The organism is Algibacter lectus, from assembly GCF_900112395.1.
In the GTDB taxonomy this organism is placed as follows: domain Bacteria; phylum Bacteroidota; class Bacteroidia; order Flavobacteriales; family Flavobacteriaceae; genus Algibacter; species Algibacter lectus.
The window spans coordinates 82,339-94,731 of record NZ_FOLN01000008.1; the positions used below are offsets into that span (position 1 = coordinate 82,339).

The window sequence follows — 12,393 nt, forward strand, 5'->3', positions numbered from 1 at the left end:
GGATTGTTTTAAAACAAAATCAAATTATAAAAACCTGAAATTTAGCGTGAAGCGGTATTGAAGATTTGCTATAGTTGTAAATATAGCGTTGGGTGTTTTCTTTTAGTTCGCAGGTTAAACCATCAAGTAGTTGCGCATAAAAAATAGATGCTATTGGGCAACTAAAATTAAATGGTTTAAAATCTACGTTTAGTTTCTCTTCATCATCTTCTTCAAAATTTTCTTCATCTACATATTCCGAATACGTTTTGCGTTCGTTGTTAGAATTAGAGCTATTAAATTGAAGTTGATTAAAACTGTGTGCGCTAGAAGATTTGCTGGCGTACACCGAAGTATTACTAACTTTAAGAATAGCTGTATTCTGTATATCTGAGTTTGCGTATAGATTAGCAAATCCAGTTAACAGAATGATGTTTATTAAAAACAAATATTTCTTAAATGCGTTTTTCATCTAGGCTGTAAAACTATATCAATTGAATAATATTACCAAAGGAAAATTTTATTAAAAGCTTCTTGATCTTAATAGTTTATATAAAAATTAACATTTGGTAAGGAATATTAAGTCTTTTTAACATTCGCAGAGTTTTATTTAAGAATATCCTAAAAATAGGGTATAAAAAAAGCCACCTTAAAAAAGTGGCTTTTGAAATTTTAAAGTAATAATAAATATTAGTGCTTTAATTTATCAGCTTCAGCTTTTACAGCGTCAGCAGCTTTGTCTAATTTTTTACCAGCAGCATCAACAGTTTTGTCAACAGCTTCACCAGTTGCTTTTGCAGCATCATTTACCGCTTCACCAGTTGCGTTTGCAGCATTTCCAGCAGCCTCAACAGCTCCGTCAACAGCATCACCAGTTGCTTTTGCAGCACCTTCTACAGCATCACCTGTAGCTTCAACAGCACTATCAACAGCCTCTCCAGTTGCAGATGCAGCGTTATCAACAGCCTCACCTGTAGCTTCAGCAGTATTCTCAATAGCGTTTCCAGTTGCATCAGCAGCGTTTTCCATTGCGTCTTGAATAGAATCTCCTTTTTTCTCATCTCTACAAGATGTGAAAGATGCACTTAAAGCTACTAATAAAGCTGTACTTAATAATAATTTTTTCATTTGTTTGTGTTTTAGTGTTTTATTTTAATTCTACAAATCTAATATCTTTTAAATCAGATTTGTTAAAATCTGTTAATATTTGCAATTTTCATACTAGATTCACGTTATATACGCAGATAATCGAGGATTTGGATGACGGCACCCTTATTTTTTTTGATAAAAGAAGAATTATTTTGTCCAGATTGTTCGCGAAAATCAGAATCTTCAATCAATTTGTCTAGAATAGTGTTAAATTCCTGTTGTTTTTCTATTGAAAATAAGCCTTTTGCGTTTATCATGGCTTGAGCTTCTGGAAATTTTTCATGATTATTTCCAATTATAATTGGAATTCCAAACACAGCAGGTTCTAAAGTATTATGTAAACCTGTAGTTCCTAATGCGCCTCCTACATAAGCAATATCGGCATAACTGTAAATTTTTGTAAGGATCCCAATGGTATTTACAATAAATACCTGTGCGGCTTTAAGGTTTTTGTTTTCTTTTTCTGAAAATAGAACCGAATTAACCTTTAAGTTTTGCTGTAACTGATTTATTTGTGGGGCCTTTATATTGTGAGGCGCAATAATAAATTTTACATAATCTAGTGGTCGAGAATTAATGTAATTGGTTAAAAGTTTTTCTCCTTCTGGCCAAGTACTTCCCGCAACAACACAAAGTTTATAGTCTTTAAAAGTTTCAATAAAATCTAAGTTGTTATCTAATTCTAACTGGCTAGTAACTCTATCAAAACGCGTGTCTCCAGATACTGAAACCGAATTGTATTGTATAGACTCTAATAAGGTTTTTGAGCTTTCGTTTTGTGTAAAAATGTGCTCGAATGCAAATAAGGCATTTCGTAAATTTCTACCATAGAATTTAAAATACGATTGATTTTTTCGGAATGCAGCCGAAATAAGAATAGCACGCAGTTTTCTTTTTTTAACTTCATTTAAAAAGTTTGGCCAAATATCATATTTCACAAAAATGGTAAGTTCCGGGTTTACAAGATCCAAAAAGGTCTTGGCGTTTTTTTTTGTGTCTATTGGTAAATAAATTACCACGTCAGCAATTGGAGAGTTTTTCCTGATTTCGTAGCCCGATGGCGAAAAAAACGAAAGTACAATTTTATGCTTAGGGTAGTGCGTTCTTAATTTTGTAAAAACAGGCAAGCCTTGCTCATACTCCCCTAAAGAAGCGCAGTGAAACCAAAGGGTTTTGTCGGTTTTTTGGAGTGTGGTTTTTAAAGTTTGAAACGTGTTTTGTCTTCCAATAACGCCGCTTTTAATTTTTGAGTTAAATGGCGAAATGGCTCTAAGCGCACCGTCTGCAAGTTTTATGAGTATGTTGTAAATAAAAGCCAATTTTTTTCTTTGGCGCTAAAATACATTCTTTAAAAGGAATTCATTGCTTAACGTTTATGAATTTTGTAATTTCGTAGCTGTTTAAATCAAAATAAACAAACTAAAGGAGTTCATTAAAATGAGTCTTTCATTCAGAAAAAAAGACTTTAATTTATTTTAGATGAAGAAAATTCAAATGGTTGACCTTAAAGGTCAGTACAACGATATTAAAGATGTCGTTAATCCTTCTATACAAGAAGTTATTGAAACCACCGCATTTGTAAACGGACCACAAGTTCACAAATTTCAGAGTAATTTAGAGCAATATTTAGGAGTAAAACACGTAATTCCGTGTGCCAATGGTACCGATGCTTTACAAATAGCCATGATGGGGTTAGGCTTAAAGCCAGGTGATGAGGTTATTACTGTAGATTTTACCTTTGCAGCTACCGTTGAGGTAATTGCTTTACTGCAATTAACACCTGTTTTGGTTGATGTAAACGAAGATGACTTTAATATTAATATTGAAGCTTTAAAAAATGCTATTACACCAAAAACTAGAGCTATTGTGCCTGTGCATTTATTTGGACAATGTGCCAATATGGAAGCGGTAATGGAAATAGCAGAAGCACATAATTTATTTGTAATTGAAGATAATGCGCAAGCTATTGGAGCCAATTATACTTATAGTAATGGTAAAAAAGTAAAAGCAGGAACTATTGGTAATGTTGGAGCAACGTCTTTCTTTCCTTCTAAAAACTTAGGGTGCTATGGAGATGGTGGTGCTATTTTTACAAACGATGATGCTTTGGCGCATACCATTCGTGGTATTGTAAACCATGGTATGTACGAGCGTTACCACCACGATGTTGTTGGTGTAAATTCACGTTTAGATAGTATTCAGGCAGCAGTTTTAAATGCTAAATTGCCACATTTGGATAACTACAATAAATCGAGACAGGCATCTGCTAGAAAATATAATAAAGCTTTTAAAGGTATCGCGAGTATTGTGACACCTAAAGTTTCAAATAATTGTTCTGAAATTTGTGACACATGTGATTGTCATGTTTTTCATCAATATACTTTGCGAGTAAAAGGTATCGATCGTGATGCTTTGGTGAAACATTTACAAGCGAATGATATTCCTTGTGGTGTGTATTATCCTATTCCGTTGCATAAACAAAAAGCATATTCAGACGCTCGTTATAACGAAGCTGATTTTGGTGTAACCAACCAATTGGTTAAAGATGTTATTTCGTTGCCTATGCATACTGAGTTAGAAGATGACCAAATAGAATTTATAACATCAACTATAATAAAATTTATAAATGGATAAGATATTAGTAACAGGAGGTCTCGGTTTTATCGGGTCTCATACGGTTGTAGAATTACAAAACGAAGGTTACGAAGTTGTAATTATTGACGATTTATCAAACTCTTCAGAAAAAGTATTAGATGGTATTGTTGCCATTACTGGGAAGAAACCCGTGTTTGAAAAATTAGATTTAAAAGAAAAAGATAAAGTTGAAGCCTTTTTTGCAAAGCACAGCGATGTAAAAGGTGTAATACATTTTGCAGCAAGTAAAGCGGTTGGAGAAAGTGTAAATGAACCATTGAAGTATTATGAAAATAATATTGGAACGTTAGTTTACATTTTAAAAGAATTAAGAAAACTGCCATCTGCAGGATTTATTTTTAGTTCATCTTGTACGGTTTACGGACAAGCAGATGAATTACCTATAACAGAAAACGCACCGGTAAAACAAGCAGAGTCTCCTTATGGGAACACGAAGCAAATTGGTGAAGAAATTATAAAAGACACGTGCAAAGTATCACCTAACTTAAAAGCGATTGCTTTACGTTACTTTAATCCGGTTGGAGCTCACGAATCTGTTGAGATTGGAGAGTTGCCAATAGGAGTGCCGCAAAACTTAGTGCCGTTTATTACGCAAACTGCTATTGGTTTACGTGACGAACTTTCTGTTTTTGGTGAAGATTATCCAACACCAGATGGAACGTGTATTCGTGATTATATTCACGTTGTAGATTTAGCAAAAGCACATGTAATTGCTTTAAAACGTTTACTGGAAGGTAAAAACAAATCGAGTTATGAAACATTTAACTTAGGTACAGGAACAGGGAGTTCTGTATTAGAAGTTATAAAATCTTTCGAGAAAGTTTCTGGTAAAAAACTGAATTATAAAGTTGTAGGTAGAAGAGAAGGTGATATTATTTCAGCTTATGCGGATACCGATAAAGCAAATAATGAATTAGGTTGGAAAACAGGATTGTCTCTAGATGATGCTATGCGTTCTGCATGGAAATGGGAGTGCAAAGTAAGAGGTAAATAGATTCTTAAAGAATTAATATAATTAAAAAGCCTTTTGAAACAAATGTTTCAAAAGGCTTTTTAATTTGGATTCAGTTTTACTTTAGTTTTTTAAACTTTGGTAAACGGTACGTCTCATTTTTTTGCTGTTAATAAAATGGTCGCCATAGCCTAAATCGTCATATGTTTTAGTTAGCGATGTATTTTCGGAAACTTCATCTTCGGTTTTCCCGTTTTCAATTTCTTTTAAAACAGCGGCTTTAACTGTTTCTAGCATGTTCAAAAACGTTAAGTATTCCGCTTTGTTTGATAGGTTTCCGTGTCCGGGAATAATTTTAGTATCATTATCAATAACCATTAATCCAGATTTAACTGCATTTATATAGCCGTTTATGCTTCCGCCAGAATTAATATCTATATATGGATAACGCGCGTTAAAATAAGTGTCACCAGTATGTAAAACATTACTTTCTGTAAAATATAGCATAGCATCACCATCGGTATGTGCATTTTCAACATGAAAAATAGCAACCTGTTCGTTGTTCATTTGTATGTTTAACTTGTCGTTAAATGTAATTACGGGTATTGCCGATTTTGTGCTTTTTTCTAAAAGACGCTTTCTAACATTTTCGTGTGCAATAATAGTTGCTCCTGAGTCTCCGAGGTTTTCGTTTCCACCTGTATGATCGCCATGATGATGGGTGTTTGCTACAATTTTAACGGGTTGGTCGCTTAGTTTCTTTATTGCTGATAAAATTTTTGGTGTTAAGGGTGCAAATTGTGTGTCGATTATAAACACGCCATCATTCCCAACTGAAACACCTATGTTGCCACCACTGCCTTCGAGCATGTAGATGTGATTGGATAATTTTGTTGTTTTTATGTTAACTTTATCGAATTTCGATTGGGCATTGAGAGAAACATTGAAAAAAAGGAAAAAAATAATGAGGGATAATTTTAAAAATTTCATGATAAACGGTTTTACTTAATTTATAAAGGTATTAAAAATGCAATCAACATTGCTCAAATTATTAATATAGAGTATCTTTGCACTCGCAATACAAAATGCACTATTACAGACAAGTTTGAGCAGATCGAAAACAACTATAGAAAATCCTGGTTTAATTTCAGATTTTAAGGAAATTACAAAAATGCGATTAGCATTAAGTGTTGTGTTTTCTTCACTTGCTGGTTATTTGCTTGGTGTCGATACAGTCGATTTTAAAACCTTAACCTTACTTGCTTTTGGAGGTTATTTTATGGTAGGCGCTTCTAATGCCTTTAACCAAATTATAGAAAAAGATTTAGATGCTTTAATGGATAGGACTAAAAATAGACCAATTCCTGCAGGGCGTATGTCTGTAAATACCGCATTTGCTATAGCAACTATATTTACTGTTTTGGGTATTGCTATTTTGTATAGCATAAACAAGCAAACCGCTATGTTTGGTGCTATTTCCATATTTCTATACACTTGTGTTTATACGCCTTTAAAAACAAAAACGCCTATTTCTGTTTTTGTTGGAGCTATTCCGGGAGCTATTCCGTTTATGTTAGGTTGGGTAGCAGCTACTAATGATTTTGGTATTGAGCCAGGAACGTTATTTGCTTTGCAGTTTTTCTGGCAATTTCCACATTTTTGGGCTATTGGCTGGTTTTTGTTTGAAGATTATAAACGTGGTGGCTTTTTTATGTTACCTACAGGGAAACAAGATAGAGGTACCGCTGTACAAGTTATTATGTACACCATTTGGACCATTTTAATTTCAATAATTCCGGTGTTTGGATTTACTGGGCGTTTGCAGCTTTCTATTGTTGCGGCAATTATTGTATTTATTCTTGGGTTGGGCATGTTGTATTATGCAATTCAATTATTTAAAAAAATGACAGAGCAATCTGCAAAACAACTTATGCTATCTAGTGTAGCTTATATTACGTTGGTGCAAATTGTTTATGTAATCGATAAATTTATAAGTTAATCATGGATTTAACTCAAGGAACTAGAGAAGAGAAAACAGGCAGAGCAAAAAAAATGATGCTTTGGTTTGGTATTATTTCGTTAATCATGTCTTTTATGGGGTGGACGAGTGCTTTTATTGTAAGTAGCTCACGCCCAGATTGGTTGAGCGATTTTAGATTGCCAAACGCTTTTATTATTAGCACAGTAGTTATTGTGGTTAGTAGTATTACTTTTTTATTAGCAAAAAAATCGCTTAAAAACGGCCAACATAAAGTAACAAGTTTGTGGTTGTTGGTAACCTTGGTTTTAGGTGTTGTATTTATTTATAACCAGTTTGCTGGTTTTAGACAAATTATAGATTTGGGGTATAATTTTACCGGACCAACGAGTAATGTTACCATGTCGTACATTTATTTAATTGCTTTAGTTCACATTTTACATGTTGTGGCTGGGTTAATTTGTCTGTTGGTTGTAATTTATAATCATTTTAAACAAAAGTATAGTGCAACAAATATGTTAGGTTTTGAGTTGGCCGCAACCTTCTGGCATTTTATAGATATTCTTTGGGTTTATTTATTTTTGTTTTTATACTTTGTAAGATAGGTTTTTGTTTACTCATTAATCGTGATCGCTTATTTTTAAAGGCGTTTAGCGGTAAGTTCGTCGATGTAAATAAACCTTGAATGTTAAGTTGAAATTTTACAAGTAGGGTTGCGTTAGGGATTGAACGGCCTGTTTGAAATCCTTTTTATTTTCATTAAAAATAAAAAGATTGAGTAGTGAAAGCCCGACCCTTGGGGAACGCCCAAAGGTTTTCGAGGCAGGAATATGGGATAATATTAATTTTTATTGTTTCATATTTTATTAGATAAATAAATTGATTATTTTTGTCCAACTTTTAAATAACAACCAATTATATATGAGTACAGCAGTAGCAGAAGGTAAAACTTGGAATGGCGGGAATGAACCGTTAAAGGCAAGTTACGGTAAAATGATGATGTGGTTTTTCATCGTTTCGGATGCTTTAACATTTTCGGGGTTTTTAGCAGCTTACGGATTTTCTAGATTTAAATTTATTGATGCTTGGCCAATTGCCGATGAAGTGTTTACTCACTTTCCATTTTTACATGGTGTAAATGCACCAATGTATTATGTAGCGTTTATGACGTTTGTACTTATTATGTCGTCGGTAACGATGGTATTAGCGGTAGATGCAGGACACCATTTAAACAAAGGTAAAGTTACTATTTACATGTTTTTAACCATTATTGGTGGTATAATATTCGTTGGTTCTCAAGCTTGGGAATGGAATACGTTTATTAAAGGAGAATATGGGGCAATACAAACTAAAGGTGGTAATATTTTACAGTTTGGTGAATATGTAGAACAAGATGGTGAACAGGTGTTTAAGCGTGTTTCTGTTAAAGATTTTGCTGTTATCAACAACCATAAAGATAGAACGATACACGAAAAAAAGAATGGTTTGTGGTTTGTTAATGAATCTACATTACCAGCTTATACTATTGATGAGGTTGTAAGCGGTTTAGAAGCTCATGATAATGTTTTAATTAGAACTCAAATTTTAAATGAGGAAGGTGAAAAAACAGTGTTAACTAGAGCTGAATCTTTAAAATCTTTAAAAGATAATGGTAAGTTATATGTTGAGGGTGCTAACTTACAAGTTAACGAATATGGTTCTCCGTTGTTTGCCGATTTCTTTTTCTTTATTACAGGTTTCCACGGTTTCCACGTATTATCGGGTATTATTATTAACATCATTATTTTCTTTAATGTGTTATTAGGTACTTACGAAAAACGTAGAAGTTACGAAATGGTAGAGAAAGTTGGTTTATACTGGCACTTTGTAGATTTAGTTTGGGTATTTGTATTTACATTCTTCTACCTAGTTTAATAAAAAATATATTTTTCAGTTCCTTTAATTAGGAGATATAAAAAGCATTTAAAATGGCACACGAACATAAATTAGAAATATTTAAAGGTTTAGTTAAGTTTAAATCTAATACTCAAAAAATTTGGGGCGTATTAGCGCTACTTAGTTTTATAACTATTGTTGAGGTTGTATTAGGTATTATTAAACCAGAAAGTTTAATGGGATATGTTTTTGGTATGAAAGCCTTAAACTGGATATTCATTATCTTAACAATTGTAAAAGCTTATTACATTACTTGGGATTTTATGCACATGCGTGATGAAACTCCTGGTTTACGTCGTGCTGTAGTATGGACGGCTATTTTCTTGATATTATACCTAGTATTTATTTTATTACAAGAAGGTGGTTACGTTTTTAGAGTATACGATAACGGATATATTAAAAGAGATTTTTAATAAGACACAGAGAATTTAAACAGTGCTTTTTAGGCCTTTTAAATAATAGATTTAAATTAATCCCGCTGAAAGGCGGGATCTTTTTTTTAAAGTGATCTTATTAAGATAAATTAACAAAGTAAAGACGGTTTTTAGACCGTCTTTTTTTATTTTTGCAGCGTGCTAAATAAAGCCAAAAACGGAGTGAATTATGGATAGAAAAAAAGTGGGCCGCTATGCTGTATTGGGAATATTGTTTTTTCTTCCTGTTGCGTTTTTATTGATTTTATATCCTTCTACGCACAATTACCAACCATTAGATATAGTACAAGAGCAGGTTTTAGATTTGGAAGCCTTTACATCGGATACCGATGAGCCTGTGGTTTTAAAAGACCATATTACTGTTTTAGGTTTTTTAGGTACAGACCCAATGAAAAATGCTATTGAGGCATCTAACCTTAAAGAATTAATTTACGATAAGTTTAAAGGCTTTAAAAAGTTTCAGTTAGTAATATTGATGCCTAAAGGAACCGAAGAAGCTGTAAAGGAACTTATAGCTGAAATAAACTCTTATGATGATATAAGGTTCTGGCATTTTGTTTATGGTAACCCTGCAGATATAAAACGTGTTTATTTTAGTTTGAAAAGTAAAACAGATTTAAAACCAGATTTATCTACTGCCGATGTTTTTATTATTGATAAAGACTTAAATCAACGTGGTCGCTTAGACGATAGAACGGATAAAGAACTAGAAAAAAATAGTCCGGTTTACGGACTTAACGGGTATAATTGTATTGAAGTTGCGGAAGTTAAAAACAAAATGAGCGACGATTTACGTATTGTATTTACAGAGTATAGACAAAAACGTAAAGGAGAATTTAATTCGGATATTAGACGTGCAGGCGATTTAAAAGGGAGCACAAAATAATTTTTTAAAATGAAGAAAAAGAATAACTATTCATACATCGGTATTGCTTTTGTGATTTTAGTTTTTGGAATTATTTTTATTCCTGAAATTGTAGATCGAATTTCTAATAATGATGTGTCTAGGCAATCAGGAAGAAGTGATCAAAAATCAGCGACTTCTAAAATGTCCGATTTAGCTTTTATTGAAATAAATGGTGAAGCTAAAAAAGTACCCGCTTTTGCATTTACTAATCAAAACGGTAAAACTATTACCAACAAAGATTACGAAGGTAAAGTGTATGTTATCGAGTTCTTTTTTACAACTTGCCCAACAATATGCCCGAGAATGAGCCAGAACTTGGTTCAAATTCAAAATACTTTTGAAGGATTTGAAGATTTTGGAGTGGCATCATTCACCATTAATCCAAGTCATGATACGCAAGAGGTTCTAAAAACTTACGCCGAAAAATACGGTGTTACTAACCCGAACTGGCATTTAATGACTGGTGAAAAAAAGGCTATTTATGATTTGGCTAATAAAGGTTTTAACTTGTACGCTGCGGAAGCAGAAGATGTGGCAGGAGGCTTTGAGCATTCTGGAAACTTCGCGTTAATTGATAAAAATGGTTTTATTAGATCTAGAACAGACGATTACGGAAACCCAATTATCTATTATAGAGGTATTGTATCGGAATCTGAAAAGGTGGATGAGGATGGCGTAAAAGAAGAAATTAGTGCATTAAAGACAGATATTAAAAAATTACTGAATGAATAAGGAAAATAATACTCTAGACGATAAAAAATACAACAAACTTATTGTTGTGCTTTCTGTGGCTATTCCAGTGGTTGTGGCTATTTTATTTGGGGTTAAAATTGATGCAGAATTACCTGTGTTTTTACCACCTATTTATGCGTCGGTTAATGCGTTAACAGCTTTTGTTTTAGTATTAGCGTTTATTGCAATTCAGAATAAAAAAGTTAAACTGCATGAAAAATTAATGAAGTTTGCTATCGGGCTTTCTGTTTTGTTCTTAGTGATGTATGTGGCTTACCACATGACGAGCGATTCTACTAAATACGGTGGTGAAGGCTTTATTCGCGTGCTTTACTATTTTATATTAATTACGCATATTTTAATGTCTATAGTAGTTATTCCTTTTGTGTTAATCACTTATGTACGTGCTATTACAAATAATATAGAAAAGCACCGCAAAATTGCGAAAATTACATTTCCGCTTTGGTTATACGTGGCAGTATCAGGTGTGGTTGTTTTTATGATGATTTCACCTTATTATTAAATCGTTTGTCTTAGTAAGCTTATGTTGTAATCGGTTGGTTCGGCTAGCCCATTAATAAATAATATGAAAACTAAAATAATATTTTTTCTATTTACACTGTTTTTCTTTTTAGAAACTAATGCGCAATGCGCTATGTGTAGAGCGGTTTTAGAAAGTGAAGAAAGTGGAGCAGCAGCCAAAGGTATAAACGATGGTATTGTTTATTTAATGGCTGTACCATATGTATTAGTAGCAGGAATTGCTTTTGCTATTTATAAAAAATATAGTAAAAAAGAAGTGTAATTATTTGATTTTTAGATTTCTATTTTGTTTTTGATGCTGTTAAAAAATTAATAATAATTTTTTTTATCGAATATTGTAACATTTCTTTGTTTGAGTAGTCTTACTATAAAGTCGTTCTTTTTAACCAAAAGAGAAACGATTTTATCAATCAATCAAAACATATGTTAGAAATCCGTCAATTGCACAAATCCTATCCCATAGGAGATTCAAGTTTACATGTTTTAAAAGGTATCGATTTATCGGTAGAAAAGGGAGAAATGGTCGCTATTATGGGCTCTTCTGGATCTGGGAAATCTACATTACTGAATATTATTGGTATGTTGGATGAGGCTGATGAAGGCGAATACATTTTAGACGAATTACCTATTAAAAATCTTACCGAAAAAAAAGCAGCTGTTTACAGAAATAAATTCTTAGGCTTTATTTTTCAATCTTTCAACTTAATAAATTATAAGTCGGCACTTGAAAATGTGGCACTTCCTTTGTACTATCAAGGTATGAAGCGTAAAGAACGTTTAGAGTTGGCTATGTTTCACTTGGAAAAAGTTGGTTTGGCCGATTGGGCAAAACACTTGCCTAAAGAACTTTCTGGAGGGCAAAAACAACGTGTTGCTATTGCGAGAGCTTTAGCGGCAGATCCTAAATTGTTATTAGCCGATGAGCCAACAGGAGCATTGGATACTAAAACATCGCACGAAATAATGGATTTTATCCAACATCTTAATGATGAAGGAAAAACTATTTTAATGGTTACTCACGAAGAAGATATCGCGGCCATGTGTAAACGTAATGTTAGACTTCGTGATGGTGTTATTATTGAAGATGTAAAAGTAGAACAAGTTAGAGCCAAGTTATATGTTTGATTTA

At 32.9% G+C, this 12,393-nt stretch carries 15 protein-coding genes; 11 read left to right on the forward strand and 4 right to left on the reverse strand.

The window, feature by feature from the left end:
- Positions 1 to 19 precede the first annotated feature (19 nt).
- From BM246_RS14060 to BM246_RS14070, 3 genes are all read right to left on the reverse strand, one after another.
- On the reverse strand, positions 20 to 451 hold the full coding sequence (locus BM246_RS14060; RefSeq protein WP_042496942.1) for a hypothetical protein: 432 nt from the start codon (positions 449 to 451) through the stop codon (positions 20 to 22).
- 218 nt (positions 452 to 669) lie between these two features.
- The gene (locus BM246_RS14065; RefSeq protein ID WP_074938766.1) at positions 670 to 1,107 is read right to left on the reverse strand and encodes a hypothetical protein; all 438 of its coding nucleotides are present in this window, start codon (positions 1,105 to 1,107) and stop codon (positions 670 to 672) included.
- Positions 1,108 to 1,211: 104 nt separating this feature from the next.
- A complete protein-coding gene (locus BM246_RS14070) occupies positions 1,212 to 2,447 on the reverse strand; it encodes a 3-deoxy-D-manno-octulosonic acid transferase (protein ID WP_042504375.1) in 1,236 nt (411 codons plus the stop codon).
- 160 nt (positions 2,448 to 2,607) lie between these two features.
- Between BM246_RS14070 and BM246_RS14075 the strand changes: the two genes are divergently transcribed.
- The gene (locus tag BM246_RS14075) at positions 2,608 to 3,762 is read left to right on the forward strand and encodes a DegT/DnrJ/EryC1/StrS family aminotransferase (RefSeq protein WP_074938768.1); all 1,155 of its coding nucleotides are present in this window, start codon (positions 2,608 to 2,610) and stop codon (positions 3,760 to 3,762) included.
- Positions 3,755 to 4,777, forward strand: coding sequence for a UDP-glucose 4-epimerase GalE (galE, locus tag BM246_RS14080; RefSeq protein WP_074938770.1), 1,023 nt, complete (start codon positions 3,755 to 3,757; stop codon positions 4,775 to 4,777). Before BM246_RS14075 ends, galE begins: the two co-directional genes overlap by 8 nt.
- An 81-nt stretch (positions 4,778 to 4,858) precedes the next feature.
- Here the strand turns inward: galE and BM246_RS14085 are convergent, their stop codons facing one another.
- A complete protein-coding gene (locus BM246_RS14085; RefSeq protein WP_074938773.1) occupies positions 4,859 to 5,725 on the reverse strand; it encodes an MBL fold metallo-hydrolase in 867 nt (288 codons plus the stop codon).
- A 115-nt stretch (positions 5,726 to 5,840) separates the two neighbouring features.
- Between BM246_RS14085 and cyoE the strand changes: the two genes are divergently transcribed.
- The 9 genes from cyoE to BM246_RS14130 all read left to right on the forward strand — a co-directional run bounded on the left by cyoE (position 5,841) and on the right by BM246_RS14130 (position 12,389).
- On the forward strand, positions 5,841 to 6,734 hold the full coding sequence (cyoE, locus tag BM246_RS14090; protein ID WP_074938776.1) for a heme o synthase: 894 nt from the start codon (positions 5,841 to 5,843) through the stop codon (positions 6,732 to 6,734).
- Positions 6,735 to 6,736: 2 nt separating this feature from the next.
- Positions 6,737 to 7,318: a cytochrome c oxidase subunit 3 gene (locus BM246_RS14095; RefSeq protein ID WP_042504368.1), complete on the forward strand. Its 582-nt coding sequence runs from the start codon at positions 6,737 to 6,739 to the stop codon at positions 7,316 to 7,318.
- A gap of 316 nt (positions 7,319 to 7,634) precedes the next feature.
- A complete protein-coding gene (locus tag BM246_RS14100) occupies positions 7,635 to 8,627 on the forward strand; it encodes a cytochrome c oxidase subunit 3 (RefSeq protein ID WP_074938778.1) in 993 nt (330 codons plus the stop codon).
- A 53-nt stretch (positions 8,628 to 8,680) separates the two neighbouring features.
- Positions 8,681 to 9,061, forward strand: a complete 381-nt coding sequence (locus tag BM246_RS14105; protein WP_042504364.1) for a cytochrome C oxidase subunit IV family protein — start codon at positions 8,681 to 8,683, stop codon at positions 9,059 to 9,061.
- Between the two features lie 190 nt (positions 9,062 to 9,251).
- Positions 9,252 to 9,968 carry a hypothetical protein gene (locus tag BM246_RS14110; RefSeq protein ID WP_074938780.1) on the forward strand — a complete coding sequence of 239 codons (717 nt, stop codon included), beginning with the start codon at positions 9,252 to 9,254 and terminating at the stop codon, positions 9,966 to 9,968.
- A 9-nt stretch (positions 9,969 to 9,977) separates the two neighbouring features.
- Positions 9,978 to 10,721, forward strand: coding sequence for an SCO family protein (locus BM246_RS14115; RefSeq protein ID WP_074938782.1), 744 nt, complete (start codon positions 9,978 to 9,980; stop codon positions 10,719 to 10,721).
- Positions 10,714 to 11,244, forward strand: a complete 531-nt coding sequence (locus tag BM246_RS14120) for a DUF420 domain-containing protein (protein WP_042504358.1) — start codon at positions 10,714 to 10,716, stop codon at positions 11,242 to 11,244. The genes BM246_RS14115 and BM246_RS14120 overlap by 8 nt, the downstream gene beginning before the upstream one ends.
- A gap of 63 nt (positions 11,245 to 11,307) precedes the next feature.
- Positions 11,308 to 11,526, forward strand: coding sequence for a hypothetical protein (locus BM246_RS14125; protein WP_042496959.1), 219 nt, complete (start codon positions 11,308 to 11,310; stop codon positions 11,524 to 11,526).
- A gap of 161 nt (positions 11,527 to 11,687) precedes the next feature.
- Entirely contained in the window at positions 11,688 to 12,389 is a 702-nt protein-coding gene (locus tag BM246_RS14130) for an ABC transporter ATP-binding protein (RefSeq protein ID WP_042496961.1), read from the forward strand.
- The last annotated feature ends 4 nt before the right edge of the window (positions 12,390 to 12,393 follow it).